The 22,514-nt window shown below is 72.5% G+C and carries 7 protein-coding genes; 3 read left to right on the forward strand and 4 right to left on the reverse strand.

Features of this window, described 5'->3' with window-relative positions; genetic code table 11:
* Positions 1–75 precede the first annotated feature (75 nt).
* A complete protein-coding gene (locus ACGFMP_RS24145; RefSeq protein ID WP_393675048.1) occupies positions 76–7,275 on the reverse strand; it encodes a SpvB/TcaC N-terminal domain-containing protein in 7,200 nt (2,399 codons plus the stop codon).
* Between the two features lie 689 nt (positions 7,276–7,964).
* Between ACGFMP_RS24145 and ACGFMP_RS24150 the strand changes: the two genes are divergently transcribed.
* Complete coding sequence (locus ACGFMP_RS24150; RefSeq protein ID WP_393675049.1) at positions 7,965–10,775, forward strand: RICIN domain-containing protein; 2,811 nt, start codon at positions 7,965–7,967, stop codon at positions 10,773–10,775.
* A 99-nt stretch (positions 10,776–10,874) separates the two neighbouring features.
* Here ACGFMP_RS24150 and ACGFMP_RS24155 read toward each other — a convergent pair whose 3' ends face one another.
* Positions 10,875–12,023, reverse strand: coding sequence for an RICIN domain-containing protein (locus ACGFMP_RS24155; RefSeq protein WP_393675050.1), 1,149 nt, complete (start codon positions 12,021–12,023; stop codon positions 10,875–10,877).
* 212 nt (positions 12,024–12,235) lie between these two features.
* Between ACGFMP_RS24155 and ACGFMP_RS24160 the strand changes: the two genes are divergently transcribed.
* Both ACGFMP_RS24160 and ACGFMP_RS24165 read left to right on the forward strand, forming a co-directional pair.
* Entirely contained in the window at positions 12,236–13,252 is a 1,017-nt protein-coding gene (locus tag ACGFMP_RS24160; RefSeq protein WP_393675051.1) for a LacI family DNA-binding transcriptional regulator, read from the forward strand.
* 114 nt (positions 13,253–13,366) lie between these two features.
* Positions 13,367–14,455: a hypothetical protein gene (locus ACGFMP_RS24165; RefSeq protein ID WP_393675052.1), complete on the forward strand. Its 1,089-nt coding sequence runs from the start codon at positions 13,367–13,369 to the stop codon at positions 14,453–14,455.
* A 162-nt stretch (positions 14,456–14,617) separates the two neighbouring features.
* On the opposite strand, the gene ACGFMP_RS24170 is transcribed toward ACGFMP_RS24165, so the two are convergent.
* Entirely contained in the window at positions 14,618–15,868 is a 1,251-nt protein-coding gene (locus tag ACGFMP_RS24170) for a condensation domain-containing protein (RefSeq protein ID WP_393675053.1), read from the reverse strand.
* Positions 15,869–16,081: 213 nt separating this feature from the next.
* Positions 16,082–22,105: an amino acid adenylation domain-containing protein gene (locus ACGFMP_RS24175; protein ID WP_393675054.1), complete on the reverse strand. Its 6,024-nt coding sequence runs from the start codon at positions 22,103–22,105 to the stop codon at positions 16,082–16,084.
* Positions 22,106–22,514 lie beyond the last annotated feature (409 nt).

The raw sequence follows: 22,514 nt of genomic DNA on the forward strand, positions 1-22,514 counted from the left end.
CGGCGGTGCCCGCGGGCGGTCCACCCGTGGGCAGCGCGGGACCTGTGTCGGGACGTGCCGTGGGGACGTGTGCGGTCAGGGCCGGTTCTGCTCCCGGATCCAGGGAGCCCACGGCTGCCGGTTCAGCGTGTCGATGTCGGCGTTCGGGTCCTGCCCGCGCTCGTTGCCCGCCCGGTCGACGACGGTGAGGTTGGTGGTGCTCCCGACCGCCTCGATGATCTTCTTGTCACCCTCGGTCCTGACACCGATCGAGTTGTCGGCGCGTCGCAGGCGGCCCTGGCCGACGAACCACACGAACGGGCTCCGGCCGCTCAGGCGGGACTGCGCGAGGGAGGCGTCCCGCGTGGAGTCGTAGCCTTCGTTCCAGTGCCAGTCGTACGTGCCCGACTGCCAGGACGGATAGGACCGCACGTCGAACCCCGCGACGTACTGCAGGTTCGGCTGGGCGGCGAGGAACCTCTCGGCGAAGCCGAGTTCCCGGCAGCCGTAGAAGGCGGCGATCGAGTGCCCCGGCTCGAAGTTGAAGTCGATCCGCTGCCACACCTCGAACTTCAGCTGCTTGGGGTCCTCCTCGCTGAGCCGGACCTTTTGCGCGACGACTTTGTCGCCTCGGGGACCGTCCCGGCCGCCGTGGCCCCACTCGGAGAACTCGACGGTCTTGCCGTAGCCCTTCTCCTTGGCGTCCTTGACCTTTTCCGCGACCTTGCCCTCCAACTCGCCGAGGTCGAAGGCCGTCAGGACGTAGACATGGTCCTTGTCCGTCCGTCCCTCGGCCGAGAGCTTCGCGTCGATCTCGGCCTTCCTGGTCGCCACCGCCGCGTAGTCGATCTCCCGGCCGGAGAGGTTCGCGAGGATGTACACGTCCGTGCCGTCCGGGTCGCTGAACATCAGCGGGTTGTTCCGGACATAGCGGTAGGGGTTCGCGAGGAGGGCCCCTTCTGCGGGGCCGGGGAGCCGAGGGTCGGTGCTGGTCCAGCGGGCGAGCGCGGGGTGGTAGGAGCGGGCGCCGTGATGGCTCACGCCGCTCTCCTCGTCGCGTTCACACCCGGTGAAGCGGTAGCGCTTGCGGGTGTGGCTGCCGAAGCTGGTCTCGCCGTAGGGCGTGTACTCCTCGCGGTTGGTGAGGACCCCGGCGCCGTCCACGATCGCGGTGCAGCTTCCGAGGTGGTCGCCGAGCTGGAAGGCCACCGCGGGGCCCGGGTCGTCGGGGTGCGGCGTGCCCAGGCGGACCAGCGCGACCCGCTGCCGGTCGTCCATCACGTGGACGTGGTTGTTCGCGCCTGCCGACGGCGTGCCCACCGACCAGCGGTGGTGCTCGAAAGTGCCGTCGAGGTAGTGCGTGACCTCGAAGGCGCCGCCCTGCCTGCGGACCAGCTTCTTGACCCGCCGGCCCGTCGCGTCGTGGAGGTAGTGGGCATGCACCGACGGCTCCGCCCCTTCTGCCTGCGTGGCGAAGGACGTCATCCGGTCCGCGTGATTCCAGCCGAAGTGCCGCGAGGACGCCTCCGCGACCAGATTGCCGCGCGCGTCGTAGGCGTAGTCGTACGGTGTACCGCCCGAGGTCATCCGCAGCAGCCGGTCGCCGCCCGGGTCCGGGACGAAGTCGCGGCGGAAGGCGCCGGCGCCGCCGTGCACCAGCGCGAGCAGGTTCCCCGCCGGGTCGTAGGTGTACGTCTCGGTGTACGCCTGGGTCCTCGTCACGTCCGTGCCCCGCGGCATGTCGCTCCACGGGTCGCCCGGCGCCGGCGACTGGAATTCGCGTCCGGTGGCCGACACCAGGCGGTAAAGCGGGTCGTAGGCGAAGTGCCGGTCGAGGGCGTCACCGCCGCCCAGCAGCCGCCGCAGCACCGGGTCGGCGGCTGCCAGCGCCTCGGGGTTGCCCGGGATGCCGCTGCCGGGCGTGCGGTCGCGGACGGCCGTGACGTTCCCGACCAGGTCGTAGTCGTAGCCGCGGTCCTCGATGACGGCGCCTGCCGGGTGGTAGGCCGCGCCGTCCGCCGTGAACGGCTCGGTGCGGACCCGGGCCAGGCGGCAGGTGAGCGGATCGTACGCGTAGCGGGTCAGCACGCCGTTGCCGTACGCCACCAGCGCCCGCTGGCCCTTGGCGTCGTAGGCGATGCGCTGCACATGGACGGTCCCGTCCAGGCTCACCGCCTCCAGCGAACCCGCCCGGTTGTAGGACGGGAGCAGCTCCGCGCGGGTGCCGTCCACCGCGGCGGGGAAGACGTGGCCTGCCACCCTGCCGAGCGCGTCGTAGCGCGTCGTCGTGGTGTAGCCGGACGGCTCCAGCAGCGTGTCGTCGTGCGCCGCCTGGTCCTGTCCCGCCGCCGGGGTCCAGTCGACCCTGAAGGGGGCGACCCGCCAGCCGTTGCCCGCGGCGGCCGCGTAGCCGGCCAGCAGCGGCGCGTCGGCGATCACCCGCCGCTCGGACTCCAGCACGTTGCCCTTGAAGTCCACCGCGGCGACCGTCAGCAGGCCTGCCTCGTCGTGGTGCCGCACGGGCCGTCCGAGCAGGTTCAGCTCGCGGGCCGCCTCCCGCTCGGCCGCCGGCTGGTCGGGGGTGCCGCCGTCGCCGTACTCGATCCGCTGGCGCAGCGTCAGCGGATCCGACGTCCCGTCGCGGGCCCACACGCGCACCGGCCGCCGCAGCGCGTCGCACGCGGCCATTACCAGCGCGCCCTTGCCGTCGCGCGTCTCCACCGGGGTGCCGAGCGCGTCCGGCACGCTGTCCTGCCGCCCGCCGTCCGCGCCCTCGATCCGCCAGCGCCGCTTCGCCAGGTCGTAGTGGTAGCGGAAGGCCACCCGCCCCAGCGGGTCGGTGACCGTGAGCAGGTTGCCCTGGATGTCGTACCGCGAGGCGGTGGTGAAGCGGTCCCCGGCGGCGGGGCCGTTGCGCTGGACCGCCCGCACGGTGCGGCCGAGCGCGTCCACCTCGATGCTCTCCGGGGTGTTCCAGTGGCTGCGGAAGTCCTCGGTGGCGCCGGGGTGGGTGCGGCCCGCGTTGTCGTCGGCGTCGTAGGTGAAGGACTCCCAGGCGGTCGCGGCGAAGACGTCGGGGTCGGCCAGGTCGGCGGGGACGCCGGGGACGACCCGCTGCTCGCTGCCGTCGGGCTGCACGGTGCGGACGGCCTGGCCGAGCGGGTCGTAGAACGTCGATGTGTGCTGCCCCGACTGTGCCTGCGACGGGTCCGTGTAGCCGTAGCCGGTCGCGAAGAGCGGCTCGTGGGTCTGCACCACCCGCCCCTTGTTGTCGTAGCGCTGCAGCCCGGAGACGACCACGTTGTCCGGATCGCCTGCCGCACGGGTACGGCCCACCGTGTCGCCCGTGTCGGCGAGGAGATCCTGCGGGATCACCCCGCCGCCGAACACCGGATCGCCGAAGAGGGTGTCCTCCGCCTGCGAGCGCGTCTGCAGCACCCGGCCGAAGCCGTCGGAATACTGCACCGACACCTGGACGTCGTCGCGCCGGTCGGCCGGTACCCCGGTATCCGTGTCGTGGTGCACCCGCACCACGCTGCGCACCGAGGCCGGCTCGCCGCGCGAGACATAGGCCAGCAGGTCGTACGTGATCCGGGTACCGGGCAGCACCGCGTCGCCCTCGCCGCCGGAGCCGCGGGCGAAGCGTGCCGTGACCAGCCCGAGCGGGGAGTAGGCCACCGTGCTCGTGCTGCCGTTGGCGTCGGTGACGGTGTGCGGGCGCAGCAGCCGCGGATCGTTGCCGGCCGTGCGGGTCAGTCCGGCGGCGTCGACGGTCGAGACCGGCAGCAGGTCGTACTCGTCGTAGCCGAACAGGGTCTGCGCGCCCAGCGCGTCCAGCGAGGCGACCACCAGGCCGCGCGGCACCCGGCCCGCGTCGTGCACGTCGTAGCGGTGCCGGGCGGTGGTGATGTAGTAGCCGCCGGGGGAGCCGGGCACCTCGTCGTCGGCGTAGTGGACGTATCCGGCCAGCGGCGCCAGCGCGGCGGTGAACTCCGGCGGATGGCCGGCCGGCCACGACACCGCACCGTCCGGGTTCAGGTAGGGCGGTCTGGGGGTGACAGCCGCGGGGTCGGCCGGGTCGAACAGCTCGTCGAGGAAGCCGCCGGTGAAGGCCAGCGACTCGCTGCGCACCGCCAGCCCGTGGTCGCCCAGCACGCCCGCGGCCAGCCCGGTGAACGCGGCTCCGTCGTAGAAGGTGCGGGTGTGGCCGATCAGCCGCAGCGACACCCCGGTGCCGGGCCCGGCGGCCTGCGGGCCCGCGAGGACGGCGGCACGCAGGTCGGGGACGGCGAGCCGGCCGTCGTTGACGACCTCGAACTCCGTCTTCCGCGCGACCCGGTCGACCAGGTAGAGGCCCTCGTCGTCGCGCCGGGCGTACTCGGTCGTCTCGTACGTGGCCAGGTACGGCTCGCCGCCGGGTTCCGCCGCCGCCAGCGGGTCCCTGCCGCGCGGCACCGCGAAGGACAGCCGGCCGGTGGCGCAGCCGTAGTCGTCGTAATCGGCGACGAAGCCGAAGCTGGTCATCGGGTCGGTGCCGCGCTCCCACCGGGTGGTGCGGGTGGCCTGCGCGAACGGGAAGAAGATCCGCTCCCGGTCCCCTTCCGCCGCTGCCGGTGCCGACTGCTCGCGGACACCCGCGACCGCCTCGGTCACGGTGTACGGGCGGGCCTCGCGGGCAGTGCCGTCCAGGGCGTAGAGCTCGGTGCGCAGCACCCGGCCGCGCATCGTCCGAAGGGCGGTGCGCCGGGCGTCGCCCGGCAGCGCGGCCAGGTAGGCGTCCTGCCAGGCCGGCCGGTGCAGCATCGGCGCGTCGCCGTCCCAGAACTCGGCCCGCAGGTCGAGCTCCGCCCACTGGCCCGGCCCAGCGCCGGGCACCGCCCCCTGGTGGAACCAGGTCTTCGTCAGCGTCGGCGGCGAGAAGTGCCCGGCCGGCACCCCGCCGGGACCGGTGGCCGCCGTGTCCCGCGGCGTCCCGTCGGACATCCGTCCCGACGTCTCGGCGAACGTCTCGCCTTCGACGCGGTCCACCCTCGCGAAACCGCGGAATTCCCGCTCCACGCCGTCCCAGTGGCCGTGGTGGTAGCGGTAGCCGGTGGTCAGCACACCGCCCGAGAACAGGTCGGTGACCTCGACCTTCGTGACGACCTGGACGGGGAAGGGCAGGGTGGTCCGCCAGCGGGTGCCCGGGTCCTGCTGGTCGCGCAGGTACTCGGCGGTCGAGGCCCCGTACGTCACCCGGGTGACCGCCCCGAGGTTGTTGTCCATCCCCGCCAGCAGATAGGGCTTCGTGCCGCCGGTGAAGTCCAGGAAGCGCATGGCCGAGCCGGCACGGCCGCCGGCCGTGCGCCCGAAGAGCAGGCCGGCCATGCCGGTGCCGTAAAGGTCGCACAGTTGCAGCGAGTCCGGGCCCGCGGCGGCCGGCGTGCCGCGGATCGTCACCGGCTCGGGAGACCACGCGTTCCCGGTCCGGTTGCCCCACACCAGCACCCGTCCGTCGTCGACGTAGACCAGGTCGGCGGCCCCGTCCCCGTCGATGTCGCCGAGCAGCACCCGGCGCGGGTCGTAACGGTCGGGCAGCCGCGGCGCGTCGCGCATGGCGACCCGCGCGCCCCAGCGGTTGAAGCCGAGGTTCGGCCAGTAGGAGATGTTCCCGTTGCGGACGAGGACCAGGTCCTGCAGGCCGTCGCCGGTCATGTCGGCCAGCCGCACGCCCGGGTCGGCCAGGTCGACCTGCGGGAGCGGGCCGCTGCCGGTCGCCCTGCGCTGCCACGCCTTGCGCGGGTCCCGGTCGTTGAACCAGCACTCGAGCCGGGAGCCGGAGCGCAGGACGTCGGTGAGCCCGTCGCCGTCGAGGTCGATCAGCCTGACCTGCGGGTCGGCGAGCGAGACCGAGGGAGCCTGCCGGTAGGGCCGGAAGGACCCGCGGCTCCAGCCGCCGCCGGGCGCCGTCGGGTAGTAGCCGGCCGCGGCGCCCGCGGTCCTGCTCCCCGAGGCGGGTGCGGGGACCAGCAGTTCGGCGCGGCCGTCACCGTCGGCGTCGATGAAGCGCACGCCGGGATCGGCGAGGGACTGCGGCGGTGCCTCCGGCAGCAGCCGCGGCAGCTCGAAGCGGCCGTCGCCCGCGTTGCGCCACACCCGGTGCGCGGCCCCGAGTTCGACCAGGTCCGGCAGTCCCACCCCGCGCAGGTCGACCAGGGCCATGGCCGGGTCGTCGAGGCCTGTCGTGGGCAGACCCGGGCCGGTCAGCGGCCGGAATCCGCGTGCGGCGGGGTCGAAGCCGCTGTAGGCGAAGACCAGCGGCGGCATGGCCTCGACAGCCGGCTGCCCGTCGGGAGCCGACTCGTCGATGCCGACGACCGTCACCCGGTCCAGCAGCGACACACCGTTGAAGGCAGCCTGCACGTATCCGAGCCGGTACTCGCGGACCACCCGCTTGACCCCGTCCGCCGCGTGCGTCGTCACTCTGACGGTGTCGCAGCGCAGCGACGTCCTGGTCTCGAAGCCCGCCCGGTGGTCGGAGAACGGGTCGGGGCGCGGCGAGTGGTCGAAGTCGACGGTGACCAGGAACGAGGGATCCGAGCGGTCGCCGTGGTCGGCGTACGAGATCCGGGCGAGCAGCGGCTGGTCCCACTCGTGCCCCGCCTGACGTCCGGTGTCCCTGAGGTAGGAGTACCTGATCAGATTGCCGAGCGGGTCGGCCGTCTCGGTGATGCGCCAGCCGAACACCCGCCCGGGAGCCGCGGGGTCGGCGGCCACCGCCGGGTCCCGCCAGCCGGCGGGCGCGTCCTCGGGGCGCGGGGTGCCGTAGCGGGTGCGGGAGCCGTCCTTGGCGCGCACCTCCCAGTAGTCGCCGACGCCGTCCTTGACGTGCTCGATCCGGGCGAACATCCCCTCGCTCCTGGGCCGGTAGGACACCCGGCCGGGATGGCGCCCCGCCACCGGCACCAGGTCCTCGGCCCCCGACAGCACGAAGACGTCGGCACGCGTGCCGTCCGCGTCCGGCACGTCCGCGTACCGGGGCAGCCCGTGGGACGTCCTGCGCGCCACCCCTGACAGCCCGAGCTGCCAGCCGAGCCCGAACGGGCCGTTGCCGTTGCCTGTGCTGTAGGTGAGGGCCAGTTGCGGTTGCAGGCCGCCGCGGCCGCTCGGCACGCTGAGCGGCACCGAGAAGTTCCCCGTGCCGGTGAAGAGGTCGGGCGAGAACTTCTCGCCCAGGCCGCTCACCGCGCCGCCGCCCTTGGGCAGCGAGATCACCGAATCCGCCGCCGCGGTGTCGGTCGTGTCCTGCGTGCTCATCGGTTCGTCCCCCCGGTCGCCCGTCATCACCGGCCCGCGCCGGCGTGACCGCACCCCCGTCCCGCGGTGCCCCGCCCCCGGGGGCCCCGTCCGTTTCGGGGGAGCGGGCCGCTCGGCAGCCAGACTGATACAGCCCGAGGGCGCCTGTCATGCCGTGTGCCGCTGGGCGGACCGGGGCCGTGGCGGTGCCCGTGGCGGGCGATCTCGGCAGGCGTCGGGGCCTTTTCGGGCCCGCGGGGCCGGCGGTGGACCCGGAATCCGGCCGAGGTTGTTCTGCGCGGACCGTTGACGAGTGATGTGAGCGCTTCTACTTTTCTCATCCAGGAAAAGGTTTTCGGTTCGGCTGGGAAAGTCGGGCCCGACCCGCTCCTGGGCGCCCCGTCGTCGCCGCTCCCGCTTCCTCCCCTTTGGGTGGCGGCGACAGATGGGGAGCATGAATCGGCACCTCCGCCCGGCGTCCGGACCCCGCGGCCTCGCACCACGCGCACGGCAGTAGGAATGTTAGCGCTCACATTCGTGTCACAGTGCACTCGCCGTACGGCCGCCCACGTCCCCTGTGCCGGCGACCGGCTCCAAGGTCCGGCTTTCCCGGGACCGCGCTCCCCCCACCACCCAGCCCACGGGAAGGATCCACCGATGACGAACCGCCCACCCCGCCCGCAGGAACCGTCCGAGCCGGTGATCGCGCGATGAAGTCCACGTTCCTGCGCGCACCGCGGCTGCGCAGAATCGCCGCCGCCACGGCCACCGCGCTGCTCGCCGCGCTGGTCCAGTTCGCCGGCTCGGCCTCACCCGCGGTCGCCGCGACCGCCTTCGGCTCGACCGTGGTCAACCAGGCCGGCGGCAACTGCCTGGACGACCCGTGGAGCCAGACCACGTCCGGAGTCCAGCTGATCCAGTACACCTGCAACGCAGGCACCAACCAGAACTGGAACTTCGCCCCGGTCTCCGGCAGCGCGGCCACGTACACCGTCACCAGCTTCGCGGGCCTGTGCCTTGACGTGGCGGGCGGCTCCACCGCCGACAACGCCGCGGTGGACCAGGCGACCTGCAGCGGCGCGGCCGCCCAGCGGTTCACCCTGCAAGCGGTGACGGTGGCCGGCACCACCAGCACCTTCAACCTGGTCGCCGGGCACTCCGGGAAGTGCGTCGCACCCGCCGGCGGGTCCACCGCGAGCAACGCCGTGCTGGTGCAGCTCCCCTGCGGTTCCGCGGGCACCCTGGTCTGGCGGATCCCCGGCTACACCACGGACGGTACGGGCACCCCCTCGGGCAGCTACGAGGGCATCCCCGCCGTCGCCCCCAACGCGTGCAAGAACTCGTCCCTGCCCACCGCTTACGGCACCAACTTCCCGACCCCGGCCGATCCCTACGGCCAGGGCTTCTCCAACCAGTCGGCGATCGGATGGGACGGCAACCACTGGCCGGCCTACGCCTACCTGTCCGGCTCCTACTTCGCCCGCGGCGTGCCCACCACGTACAACTCGGGCGGAACCTCGATCTGCGGCGCCATGTACTCCTTCGGGATCTACCACACCGGCGGCAACCGGCCCGCGCAGTCGGTGCAGTGGACCGAGGACAGCGGCTACCTGCCCGCGCTGACGACCACCTTCACCACCGGGAGCACCGCGGTCTCGATCAAGAACTTCGCCGACAAGGCGACCATCGGCGGCAACCCGGTGCTGCTCGCCTACACGCGCGTCTCGGTCACCAACAACGCGGCGGCCGCCGTCACCCTCGACCCCGGTGCGACCGGGCCCAACCTGGTCCGCCTCACGGGTACTTCGCTCAACACCGTGCAACCGCACACGACGAGCAACCACGACTTCGTCGCCGCGATCGACACCTTCGGCTCCGGCGCGGCTCTGCCGACGACCGCCCAACTCGGCAGCGGCGCCCCCACCCTGGACAGCGCCTACAGCGCGATGGCGGCCTACTGGAACTCCAGGATCGGCGAGACCGCCACCGTCTCGCTGCCGAACACCGCCCTGCCCAACACCGGCGGTCTGGCCAATCCCGGCAGCGCGCTGACCAACGCCTACAAGGCCGGCACCATCTACGGCCTGATCATGCAGATCGGCAAGGCCCAGTTCTCCGGAGCCAACAACTACTTCTGGGAGCTGAACCACGACGTGCCCGGCGAGCTGGTCTCCCGCTTCGAGACCGGCGACTTCCGCGACGCGCAGAACCTGCTGCTCAACGCGCGCATCTCGGAAGCGGTCAACTACAACGAGCACGGCGCCAACTGGTACTACGACGGCGACTGGAAGACCCCCGGCGTCTGGGCGCTCTACCTCGCCAAGACCGACGACACGGCCTTCGTCAGCCAGTACTTCCACGACGACTCCGCCGGGTCCAGCCCCTGGGGACCGAGCCTCTACACGATCATGCACAGCATCTACCAGGGCCAGCTCGCCTCCGACGGAGTCCTCAAGGCCAGCTTCGACAACGACTCCTCAGGCCGCTGGCTCTTCGACGACTACTCGGCCCTCCAGGGCCTGGCCGCCTACAAGTACATCGCCACCCGGCTGGGCAACACCGCGGAGGCGCAGTACGCCGATACCGCCTACACCTCGCTGCTGAGCCACCTCAACACCGTGCTCGGCGCCAACCAGTCCGCCCACGGCTTCAGTTACCTGCCCTGCGCGGTCGACGTGGCCAACTCGTCCAACCGCTGCAACACCTACAACGACGCCAACTGGGCCTCACCGGTGTGGGTCGGGCAGAACCAGTGGTCCACCATGCTCGAAGGCGGCGCGCTCAACGGCATCGCCGGCAGCGCCGCGCAGAGCGACGCCATGTACGCCTGGGGCTTCGCCCGGCTCTCCGCCCAGGGACTGCCCTACCCGACCTTCGGCGCCTTCAACGGCTACTCCACCGCCTACAACACCGCCTACGCCTCCAACGGCCTGTACGGCACCAGCTACCGGGACCTGCCCATCACCAGCTACGCCTGGCAGATCTCGACGACCACCGGCGGTCCCAACGCCTGGTGGGAGGCGAACGGCAGCGGGCCGTCAAGCGCCAACCCGTGGATCGGCAACCACGCGGGGCCGCAGTTCGGGGCGATCCCCTACGCGTGGCCGATCTCGGCGCAGCAGCAGGGTCTGATCGAGTCCATCGTCGCCGAGGGCCGCGCGTCCACCGGTACCGGCCCGTACAGCTTCACCCGCCCTCTCTACATCGGGCGGGGCGTGCCCAACAGCTGGATCGCCGCGGGCCAGACCACCTCGGTGACCAACCTGACCACCTCCTACAACACCGGCAGCGGTGCCCGCAGCACCTACGGGGTCTCGCTGGCCGTCACCAAGCCCGGCGCCGGACGGGTGGTCACCGTCTCGCTCACCGGCACGCTGCCCGGCGGCGCCGTCGCCGTCCAGCTCCCGATCTTCGACACGGTCGGCGTCACCGCGGTGAGCGGCGGCAGCTACAACGCCACCACCCACACCGTCACCGCCACTCCCGGCGCCGGCACCGTGACCATCACGCTCGCCTCCTGACCCCGGGGAGCCGGGCCGGCACGCCAGGCCCGGCTCCCCGAGGCTGCGCCTTCCCTTCTGCGGGGCACCGGGCGGTGCCCCGCAGAAGAGCTGTCGGCGTCAGGAAAGGAAGCTGCCGTAGCGGCCGTTCAGGATCTGGTCCTTCTGGCTCTGGCTGAAGTGCGTGTTCGGGTAGTCGTAGAAGGACGCGGACATCGGTGTGCCGTCCGTCGAGGCCGCGTCCGGCAGGCCCAGGGCGTGGCCGAGTTCGTGCACCATGCCGCCGTACCAGCGGTTCATCGACTGCCCGCTGATGCCCGCGGCACCGTCGGCGTCGTGTCCGCTGAGGACGACCCAGCCGGGGCTGCCGCCCCCGCCGGCGCCGTCTCCCTCCGCACTGATCTCGCCGACGTTGATCCAGCGGCTGTCGGGGTTGTTCAGGCCGAACTTCCTGGCGAGTTCGTTCTGCATGTTCGTGACGGACCACCAGTACCTGTCACCGCCGTTGGGGGTGTTCTCGTACCAGCTGCGCGGCTGGTCGCCGTCGACGACCTCGACCACGGGGTTGTTCAGCGTGAAGGTCTTGCCGAGTTCCTGCTTGTAGTACCGCTGCGCCTCCCGCATCACGTCGGCGATGCCGTCGGGGTACCGCTGGTCGAACGCGACGTCGGAGGGCTTCAGCCAGTACACCCTGACGGTCTTCGCCGGGGGAGTGGTCGTCGTGCCGCCGCCGGCCTTGCCGGGCAGCAGCCACGCCTGCGAGGCCGCACCGCTGCAGGGGAGTTGCACGAGCCCCGTGTCGCCGGCCGACGAACCGCCCGCGGGCACCACGCACTTGCCGGAGTGGACCGCCTGGAGGGCGAAGACGCCGGCGGCTCCGCCGGTCGACGGCACCAGGCGGAACCGCTGGTTGGTGCCCGTACCGCAGGTCCACTGGATGACCGTGGCGTTGTCGGCGGTGGACGCGCCGTGGACGTCCACGCACTTGCCCGCGGCCGCCGTGCCGATGCTGTACTGGTCGGCGGTCCCGGCGACCGGGGTGAAGGCGAAGGCCTGGTTGGCGCCGCCGTTGCAGGACCACTGGATGAGCTGGACGCCGTTGGCGGTGGAACCATTGGGCAGGTCCAGGCAGTTGCCGCCGTTCTGGTCGACCGCGGTCGAGGTGAAGGCCGTCGCGGCGAGGGCGGGCGAGGCGGCCGCGACCGCGCCGGCGATCGAGCCGATCATCGCGATGAGCAGGGCCGCTAAAAGCGCTGGAAATCGTTTCATCTGCTACTCCGGTGGGGTCGGCATAGCGTGTGGAGGGCCGCCGGTGACGCGACCTGAAAGGTTTTCGTAAAGTAGGTGTGGGCCCCAGGGCTGTCAAGGGGAAGCCCGCCGCGCGCGGGGCCGGTTGACCGGAAGGGGATGCCTGCGAGGCCATGCCCGGGCACTATGGAGCTGACGGTGGGCTCCCTGCGGAAGAAAAGGCTTTCTTGACCATGGGTTCTCAGCGGCGGCGTGCGACCACGATCACCGATGTGGCCACGCGCGCGGGGGTGTCGATCGCCACCGCCTCCAAGGCGCTCAACGGCCGCAGCCAGGTCCGCGCCGAGACCCTGCAGCGCGTGCTCCGGGCGGCCGAGGAACTCTCCTACCAGCCGAACGCGCTCGCGCAGAGCCTGATATCCGGCCAGACCCGCACGGTCGGACTCCTCACCAGCGACAGCGTCGGCCGCTTCGGCATCCCCGTACTGCTCGGCGCGGAAGGCGCCTTCGGTACGGGGGAGATGGCCGTCCTGCTCTGCGATGCACGCGGCGACGCCATCCGCGAGCAGCACTACATCCGCACGCTGCTGGCCCGCCGGGTCGACGGGATCATCGTGGTCGGCCAGAGCACCGATCCGCGGCCGTCGATCAGCCGCGACCTGCCGGTGCCCGTCGTCTACGCCTACGCGCCCTCCGAGGACCCCCAGGACGTCTCCTTCGTGCCCGACGACGTCGAGGGCGCCCGCATCGCCGTACAGCACCTGGTGACCGCCGGCCGGCAGCGGATCGCGCACGTCGCGGGACCACCCCACTACCGGGCCGCCCAGGACAGGGCGGCCGGCACCCTGCAGGCGCTGGAGGAGGCGGGACGCACCCTGTCCGGCGGCCAGGTCCTCTTCGGCGCCTGGTCGCAGCGCTGGGGCCGGCAGGCGGCGGAGATCGCGCTCACCGCCGACCCCGGGATCGACGCGGTGGTCTGCGGGAGCGATCAGATCGCCGCCGGATTCGTCGAAGCCGTCCGCGAGCGGGGCCGACGCGTTCCCGACGACATCGCGGTCGTCGGATACGACAACTGGGAGGTCTTGTCCGCAGAGACCAGACCCCCGCTGACCACGATCGACATGAACCTGGAAGTCCTGGGCAGAACGGCCGCGCAATACCTGTTCGCCGCCATCGGCGGCAGAGCGGCCTCGGGAGTGCACCGCATGCCCTGCAGCCTGGTCATCCGGGACTCGACGGTGCCCCAGTAGGGGCCCGCACAGCCACAGTTCACGCCCGGCGGCCGGGATCCTCGCCGGTGCGGTCCGACCACGTGATGGGATGGTGATCGCGAACGGCCGAGGGGAGTGCCGGTCGCGGGACGGATGGGGTGGGAGAACGTGGCAGGCAAGGACGGGACGTCCATACCGGACGAGGAGTGGGAGCGCTTCCTGCGGGACGCCGCGGCCGGGTCGCAGGGAGCGCCCGAGGAGCCGTCGGCGCGGGCCCGGATGGTCGGCCGGCGGCTGCGGGAGGAGACCGGACCCCCCGAGGGATGGCGGACCGGTCGGCCGCCCAGGCGCGCACGGAGCAAGGCGTGGTACGCGGTCGGACTGCTGCTGGCGGTCGGACTGCTGGTCGTGGCGCTGAATCCGGGGCGGGTCGTCGGATGGTTCGGGGACGAGGACGCGGACGGTTCTAGCGCGTCGCCCCTCGCGGTGCCCACCCTCCGATTGCCGACCCTGGAGCAGCCGTTCAGAGGGTCGCCTGCGGAGCAGTGGCGCGACGGGACGGCCGGGATCAGCATGCCCGCGCCACAGGCGACAGGTTGGATGACCGAGAAGCAGGTCGCGCAGGCGCTCGACAGGACCCTGAGCTTCCTCGCGGCGTCCAGTCTGGATCCCGATGTGCTGCGCGGGGGACGGCCGACGAAGGCGATCGCTTTGATCAATCCGCACCAGCGCGATGTCCAGGACTACCTGGCGGCAGCCTTCAGCAAACCGAGCAAGGACGACGACCCGCTGCTGATGTTCAGCCGCTTCGCGCAGTCCGAGGTGCGGCTGGCGGGGGGCGTGGTCAAGACGCGGGGACAGATCACCTTCCGCGAGGGCAAGCGCGGCGCCCTCGAGGTGACCAGCGACGTCACCTACGTCTACCCGCTCGTCCGCGCGGCCTCCGGCAGCCACGAGGTGGCGCGCACCATCGCGCGCCGCGAGACGGTGATGAGCTGGGACGACCCGGCGAAGGTGATCACCGAGCCGGGGACGTTCTCCTTTGTCTCCTACAAGGTGGACTCCGCCAACGGCGGTTGCGGCGGCTACACGGGCTACTTCACCCCCGGGTTCACCAGCGACCGCGCGACCCGGGGCTCGGGGAGCGGACCCGAGGTCGACCCGTACGACCGGACCACGACAATGGACCAGCGCATGCGGGAGTCCGGCGAGGCGGGGTGCGGAACCGCCACACGCACCTGACGGATCAGGGCAGTCGCCGGCGGTGCCCCGGTACGGGAAGCCGGGGGGCGGCGGCCCGGACGATCTGTCTCCGGCGCCCTGCGCACCGCGTCCGGGTCGCCTGCGACGGCCGGGGCGGGCGTGGAGGGCCCGCCCGCACCGGCAGCGGCGCACCCGTCCTCGTCACGCACCGGCCTCGGCGACCAGCACGGACTCCAGGTCGTACAGGAAGCGCTCCATCGCGGCTCGCGGCAGATAGGCCGTGTCGGCGGTGACGGAGATCTGCAGATTGCCGCTGACGTGCACGCAGAAGCGGCAGTTGAGCCGGTCCTGGCTGAGCGGCCAGCGCAGCGTGGTGGCCGGCAGCGCCGCCCGGATCTCCTCGGGCGGGCAGGGAGCAGGGCCCGGCCTGGCCAGCCGCTGGTCGTTGAAGCAGCAGAGCGGCTGCACCCAGTCGCCGTTCACCCGGTCGGACGGGTCGTGGAAGGCGCTGCGATAGGCCCGCAACGTCGCGGAGTCGGCGGCCCGCAGCAGCGTGCCGAAGGGACGGTCCACCCCGTCGACGGCGAAGACACCCTCCTGGGAGACCATCCCGACGATTTCCGCCATGTCGCGGCGGAAGCGGTTGCTGACGATGGGCAGCACCGCACACCGCTCCCGTCCGGTCGCCCGGCCGACCAGGGCAGCCGTCGCGGACAGCAGCACCGTGGAGGTGGAGGTGCGGTACCGGGCGGCGACGGCCCGTACCGCGAGGTCCATCGCAGGGGAGTCCAGCTGCGCACGCCAGACGCGGGGCCGGTCCGCCGCCCCGGCCGCCCCGTCGAACATCACCTCCCGCGGTACCCGCTCCCACAGCCGCGCCGCACGCTCGGCGATCCGGCGGCCCTCGGGGCCCGCCTGCCAGTGGGCGAGGTCAAGCGGCCGTGGCGCGGGCGGCCGCTCGGCCAGGCGCTCCGCCCCACGCAGCAGCAGCATCCGCAGGTCGCGGACGGCCACCTCGGCGCCGAACCCGTCGGCCGCCAGATGGCAGAAGGCGAGCACCACATGGCTGACCCGCCGCCCGTCGGTCACAAGTGCCACCCGCAGCGGCCATTCGGCCTCGTAGTCGAAGGGCTCGGCGGTGAGTTCCGCGACCAGCTCCTCCGGCGCCGCGGTGGAGAGCAGCAGGGGCAGCTCCCCGCCGGCCGCCAGCCGCTGGGTCGGCCGCGGACCGGAGAGGTCGAGCCGGGTGCGCAGCGCGCCATGGGTGGCGAGCAGACCCGCCAGCGCGGCGGCGACCTCCTCTGGCGTCCGTTCCCCCGGGATCTTCAGGACCCGCCCGAAGTTGAAGTAGCGGTCGTCGGGGCGGGTCCGCTCGATGGCGTCCCAGATCGCCGCCTGGCCCCAGGTGAGCGGCCCGGTGCCGGCGTCCGGCGCGGTGAACGCGAGGGTCATCTCCCCGTCCGGGTCTCGGTGGCGAGCGGAGCGGGCCGCTCGCTGGTGGCGTCCCTGGTCATGTACGTCCTTCCCTGCTGCGGTGCTGCGGTGCTGCGGTGCTGCGGTGCTGCGGTGCTGCGGTGCTGCGGCCGTGCGGCCGGTGGGGCGGTGGCCGTGCGGCCGGTGGGACAGGTGGGCCGGTGGGCCGTTCCGGAGCCGTCCAGCACGGGCCTACGACGATGCGCGCGCAGGTGTGTGCGCCGGTCCGCCCGACCCGCCGGGGCCGGGCCCGTCCGCGAGCAGCCGGGCTGCCTCCTCCTCGGAGAGCTGGTCGATCTCGGCGAACAGACGGTCCTCGAGCGCCTGTGCCACACCCTCCACGCTGCCCTGGTCGAAGAGGGTCCTGATCGGCAGGTCCACCTCGGTGGCGGCGCGCAGCCGCGCGATGACCTTGACGGCGAGCAGCGAGTGGCCGCCGAGGGCGAAGAAGTCGTCCAGCGCGCCGACGCCGGGTGTCCCGAGGACCTCGGCATAGATGTCCGCGACCAGCGTCTCCGCGTCGGTCCGCGGTGCGACGGAATCCCGGGTCACCGCGGGTGCGGGCAGCGCCGCGCGGTCCAGCTTGCCGCTCGGGGTCAGCGGCAGCGCGTCCACCTCCACCCAGGCGGAGGGCAGCAGATGCGGCGGGAGGACGGCGCGGAGCTCCGCCGGGAGCGTCCCGCTGTCCCCGACGGTGTAGCAGACCAGGGTCTCGCCGTGCACGGCCACCGCACCGCGGCCGCCGAGATGGGCCTCGATCTCGCCCGGTTCGATGCGGAAGCCGCGCAGCTTGACCTGGTCGTCGAGGCGGCCGAGGAATTCCAGCCGCCCGTCGGGCCGCAGCCGGGCGCGGTCGCCGCTGCGGTAGTACCGCTGCCCGTCGATCAGGACGAAGCGCTCGGCGGTCAGGTCGGGTCGCCCGAGGTAGCCGTCGGCGAGTCCTTCGCCGCCGATGCACAGTTCGCCGGGAGTGCCGGGTGGCACGGGTTCGCCGTGCGGGCCGCGCAGGACGATCCGGGTGCCGCCGATGGGCCTGCCGATCGGCGGCCGCCCGGTGCCGGGCTCGGCGGTGAGGTCGTCCGCGGTGCAGATGACGGTGGCCTCGGTGGGGCCGTAGGTGTTCACCAGCCGGATCCGGTCGCCGAAGCGCTCACGCCAGCGGGCCACGGCGACCTCGTGCACCTGCTCGCCGCCGAGGATGACCAGGCGCAGGGTGTCGGGCCACGGGATGTCGTCGATCACCTCGACGAGGTGGTGCCAGTAGGCGGTCGGCAGGTCGAGCACGGTGACGCCGTCGAGGTGCTCGGGCAGCGTGACCGCCCCCTCGGGCAGCAGGTCGATCCGCGCCCCCGAGCAGAGTGCGGGGAAGATCTCCTCGATGTGCGTGTCGAAGCTCAGCGCAGCGAACTGGACCACCCGGTCCTCGGGCCGCAGCTCGTACGCCTCGCGCATCCAGGCCACGCGCGCGGCCAGGGCAGGGTGGCCGACCAGGACTCCCTTGGGAAGCCCGGTGGAGCCGGACGTGAAGATGCAGTAGGCGGCGTCCGTGGCGACGGTGCCCGGCAGCGGTTGCGGCCCGTCCGCAGTGATGACGACGCGGGCGCCGCCGGCCTCGGCCATGTGCGCCAGCCGTTGCTCGGGGTAGTCGGGGTCGAGCGGCAGGTAGGCGCAGCCTGCCCGCCAGGCGGCGAGCATGGCGGCGACCGCGTCGGGGGAGCGCCCCAGCCGGATGCCGACGACTGCGCCCTGCGGCAGCCCGGCCGCCATCTCGGCTGCGCGAGCGTCGAGTCGGGCATACGTGAGGTGCTGGTCCCCGCAGGCGACCGCGACGCGGTCGGGGTGCTCGCGTACCGCGCGGGCGAAGAGTTCGAGGACACCAGGCGCCTCGGGCAGTGCCGGGCCTTCGAGTACGGCGGCGTCGTCGGCGGTGAGCAGAGGCACGGCCGACACCGGGGTGCCCGCGCTGCCGGGGAAGGCCCGCAGCAGCCGGGTGAAGCGCTCGGTGAGGCGGTCCATGGTCCGCGCGTCGAACACCTCGGCGTCGTAGACGAGCGAGAGCAGCAGTTCGGGACCGTCGTGCCAGGCCTCCAGCATCAGGTCGAACTTGGCCTGCTCGAAGCCGCCGTCGAACTCGGTCGTACGCAGTCCGCGGAAGTCGCTCTCGTCGTGGTCGGCGCCCTGGGTGTGCAGGATCGCCATGGTCTGGAAGAGCGGGGTGCGCGCCGGGTCGCGCACCACCCCCAGCCTGCTGACCAACTCCTCGAAGGGGATGCCCTGGTGGCTGAAGGCGTCGAGAACGTCGTCCCGGGTGCGTTCGAGAAGCTCCGAGACCGTCGGGTCCGCGGACAAGTCGGCGCGGAGCACCAGGACATCGGTGAGGTAGCCGATGGCGGGTTCCAGCTCCAGCCGGTCGCGGCCGGCTGTCACCGTGCCGACCAGGATGTCACCGTGTCCTGTGTGACGGGCCAGCATCGCCTGGTAGGCGGCGAGCAGCACCATGAACACGGTGCTGCGGCGCTCACGGCCGAGCCTGGTGAGCGCGGCGGTCTCCGCCTCGCCCAGGCGGATCTCCGTCCTGGCGCCGCTGCGCTTGGGCACCGGGCCGCGCGGGCGGTCCTGCGGCAGGGCCAGCGGGGTGGGGTCCGCGAGCCGCTGCTGCCAGTAGGCGAGCGTCCCGCTGGTGTCCTGTGCGCGCTGCCAGATCGCGATGTCGCCGAACTGCACCGGCAGCGGCGGGAGTTCGTGGCCGGAGTAGAGCGCCGCCAGCTCGTCATGGAGCAGGTTGAGCGACCAGCCGTCGCCCAGGATGTGGTGCATCACCAGGCACAGGACGTGGTCGTCCTCCGCCATGCGGATGAGGGAGGCTCGCAGCGGCGGCGCGGTTCCGAGGTCGAGAGGGCTGTTGGTGCGGGCGGACACCAGGGCGAGGGCAGCCGCCTCGTCTGCCGCGGTCAGCGACTCCACCGGGACAGGCCCCGGCGGTTCGACGACCGCGACGGCGGCTCCGTCGATCTCGGGGAAGCGGGTGCGCAGGATCTCGTGCCGTGCGGTCACCGCGTCGAGCGCGCGTCGCAGCGCGGCCTCGTCAAGGGCGCCCCTGAACCGCTTGGCCATCCACATGTTGTACGAGGCGTCCTGCGGGTCGAGGCGGTGCATGAACCACAGGCGCTCCTGCGCCGACGAGAGCGGGGCCGGTGTTCCCGCGGGGCGCGGCACGGGAGCGGATACCGTGTCGCCGTTTGCCGCGGAGTCCACCAGCAGCGCCAGCTGCTCCACGGACGGGTGCCGGAAGACGTCGCTGACCGCGATCCGCGCGCCGGTGCGTGCGGTGAGGCGTGCGGTGAGCATGGCTGCGCGCAGGGAGTGGCCGCCGAGGGCGAAGAAGTCGTCGTCGGCGTGGATGTCCTTGGCGTCGAGTACTTCGGCGAAGACGTCCGCGACGAGTTTTTCCGCTTCGGTCTGCGGGGGCCGGCTGCCTGTGGTGCGGTGTTCGTGGCCGGGGTGGGGGAGGGCTTTGCGGTCGATTTTGCCGTTGGGTGTGAGGGGGAGGGCGTCGAGGCGGATGTAGTGGGCGGGGACCATGTAGCCGGGCAGGAGGCGGGCGACGTGGTCGCGGAGGGTGTCGGGTTGCGCGGTGCCGGTGTCGGTGGTGGGTTCGGGGACGTAGAAGGCCAGGAGGTTTTCGTCTCTGACGGCGGCGACGGCTTGCCGTACTGCGGGGCTGGTTTCCAGTGCGGCGGCGATCTCGCCCAACTCGATGCGGTGGCCGAGGAGTTTGACCTGGTCGTCGGTGCGGCCGAAGAATTCGAGGGTGCCGTCGGGCAGCCGGCGCACGACGTCGCCGGTGCGGTAGACGCGGTGCCCGTCGTGGCGGGTGAAGCGTTGCGCGGTGAGCTCGGGGCGGTGGAGGTAGCCGTCGGCGACTCCGGCGCCGCCGATGAGGAGTTCGCCGGGCACGCCGATGGGGACCGGGGCGCCGTGCGGATCGACCACGTGGATCGTGGTGTTGGCGATCGGGGTGCCGATGGTGATGTGCCGCGGGTGCTCGGGGACGTCCCATGCGGTGGACCAGATGGTGGTCTCGGTGGGTCCGTAGACGTTGATCAGCCGGCTCGTTCTGGGCCGCAGTTCGTGTGCGAGCCGCAGCGGCAGCGGCTCGCCGCCGGTCAGCCCCGCCACCGGCGGGAAGTCCCCGGTGAGCAGGACCCGCCAGCCCGAGGGGGTGGCCTGGACGTGGGTGACGCCCTCGGACCTGATCAGCCCGGCCAGGGTCGCGCCGTCGCGGGCGGTGGCGGGCTCCGCGATGACCACCCGCCCGCCGGTGACCAGCGGCAGGTAGAGCTCCAGGGCGCTGATGTCGAAGGACAGCGAGGTCAGGGCCAGCCACCGGTCCTGCGCGGTGCTGCCGACCAGGGCGCGCATCGCGAGCAGGAAATTCGTCAGCGCCCGGTGGGGGACCACCACGCCTTTGGGGTTCCCGGTCGATCCGGAGGTGTAGAGGACATAAGCGGTGTCACCGGGCTCCGGCCGGGAAGCCGGAAGCGGCCCAGGCCCCGCACCCAGGACACGGTCCAGATCGGCGTCGGTGAGGACCAGCGCCGCCCCGCAGTCCCGGACCACATACGCGATCCGCGCCTGCGGGTAGTCCGGGTCGACCGGCACATACGCCGCCCCCGACATCGCCACACCCAGCAACGCCACCACCATCTGCGCCCGCCGCGAGACCCGCACCGCCACCAGCGAACCACGCCCGATCCCCCGGCCCCGCAACTCCTCCGCCAACGCCGCCGCCGCGCCGAGGAGTTGCCGGTAGGTGAGGACGGCGGTGCCGGCGACGACCGCGATCGCGTCCGGATCGGCCTCGGCACTGGCGATGACCAGGTCGACCAGCGTGAGGTCGGGCACCTCCGCAGCCGGGCCGTTCCAGGAATCCAGCAGGGCGCGCTCCGCCGGCGGCAGCAACTCCAGGGCACCGACCGGCTGTTCGGGGCCGGCCAGGATCGAGGTGAGCAACCGCAGGTAGCGTTCGCCCATCCGGGCGGCCGTGTCGTGGTCGAACAGGTCGGTGCTGTGGATCAGGTAGGCCAGCAGCGAGCCGTCGGGCTGCTCGCGCACGTCGAGTGACAGGTCGCAGCGGGCGGAGTGCCAGCCCAGCGGGAAGGGCTCGGCTTGGAGGCCGGGCAGCGGCTCTGCGACGTCTCCATGGGTGTGGAGGGCGAACATCGCCTGGTAGAGGGGTGTCCTGCTCAGGTCGCGTTCGACGCCGAGGGCGCCGACCAGGTGCTCGAAAGGCACGTCGGAGCGGGCCAGGGCGGAGATGACGTTGCGGCGGGTGGCGCGCAGCAGGTCGGAGAAGGACGGGTCCCCCGACAGGTCGCAGCGCAGCACCATGGTGGTCGAAAGGAATCCGACCACCCGCTCCAGTTCGGCACGCGAGCGGCCCGCCGCCGGGGTGCCGACGCAGAAGTCCCGCTGGCCGCTGTGCCGGGACAGCAGCACCTGGTAGGCGGACAGCAGCACCATGTACAGGGTGCAGCGCGACCGCTTGGCCAGGTCGTGCAGGGCCGAGACCAGCTCGACGGGGAGCGCGATCTCGGTCTGGCCGCCCGCCGACGTGCGCTCGGCGGGCCGCGGCCGGTCGGTCGGCAGCTCCAAGTCGCTTGCCCCGGCGAGTCGTTCGACCCACCAGTCGAGACCGGCGGGCACCTCCTCAGCCGCTGCCAGCTCGCTGTACTGGAGTGCGCGGGGCGGCAACTCCCGGCCCGCGTAGTGGGCGCCGACCTCCTCCTGCATGACGTTGAACGACCAGCCGTCGCCGATGATGTGGTGGAGGACCACGCACAGCACGTGGTCGTCCGGGGCCAGCCGCACCATCGTGACGCCGAACGGCGGCCTGGCAGCGAGATCGAACCGCGTGTTCGTCCGGTCGGCGACGATCCGCTCGGCTTCCTCGACGGAGGCGGCCTCGACCACCTCGATCACGACAGGGGACGGGTCCTCGACCACCGCTCGCGGCTCGCCGTCCGATTCGGCGAACCGGGTGCGGAGAGCGTCATGCCGCTCCACGACCGCCGTGAAAGCCGCCTCCAGGGCGGGGAGATCCGGCTCGCCGCGCAACCGGTAGGCATAGGCGAGGTTGTTGGACGGGTCGTCCGGATCGAAGGCGTGCAGAAACCACAGCCGCTGCTGGCCGAAGGTAAGCGGTCCGGTCTTCACTCGTCTTCTCCGGGGATCACGTGGGGTGGGAGGGGTCGGGAGCGGGCGGTACGGGCGGGGAGGACTCCGGGCGCCCGGATGGATGACGCGGCCGACTTTCCCTCGTGCGGGATGGGAGCGCTCCCGCATTCGGGCGCTAATACCAGCAGCCTCGGGTTCGTGGGTCAAGGGTCGAATGCCCGGCCGCTGCGGTTGGCCGGCCCGCGGACCGCCGACGGCGGTGGCGCTGGCGGTGAGGGCTCGCCGTGCTCCGGGTCGGCGGACGGCCTCGACCGCCGGTGTCGCGGAGCATTGACGCGCCGCGGGACCGAGTGCCAGACTGGCGCCCCCTCACCGATATTGGTCTAGACCACATGCCTCAAAGCGATGTCATGCGCGCTGCCCCCGGGTCCTCTTCCGAGTCGGCACC

It is taken from the genome of Streptomyces sp. NPDC049040, from assembly GCF_043197715.1.
GTDB lineage: Bacteria > Actinomycetota > Actinomycetes > Streptomycetales > Streptomycetaceae > Actinacidiphila.

Excerpts from the sequence above, each read along its gene's own strand:
- ACGFMP_RS24145 (WP_393675048.1), bottom strand. The coding sequence starts at position 7,275 with ATGAGCACGCAGGACACGACCGACACCGCGGCGGCGGATTCGGTGATC.
- ACGFMP_RS24150 (WP_393675049.1), top strand. The coding sequence starts at position 7,965 with ATGAAGTCCACGTTCCTGCGCGCACCGCGGCTGCGCAGAATCGCCGCC.
- ACGFMP_RS24155 (WP_393675050.1), bottom strand. The coding sequence starts at position 12,023 with ATGAAACGATTTCCAGCGCTTTTAGCGGCCCTGCTCATCGCGATGATC.
- ACGFMP_RS24160 (WP_393675051.1), top strand. The coding sequence starts at position 12,236 with ATGGGTTCTCAGCGGCGGCGTGCGACCACGATCACCGATGTGGCCACG.
- ACGFMP_RS24165 (WP_393675052.1), top strand. The coding sequence starts at position 13,367 with ATGGGGTGGGAGAACGTGGCAGGCAAGGACGGGACGTCCATACCGGAC.
- ACGFMP_RS24170 (WP_393675053.1), bottom strand. The coding sequence starts at position 15,868 with ATGACCCTCGCGTTCACCGCGCCGGACGCCGGCACCGGGCCGCTCACC.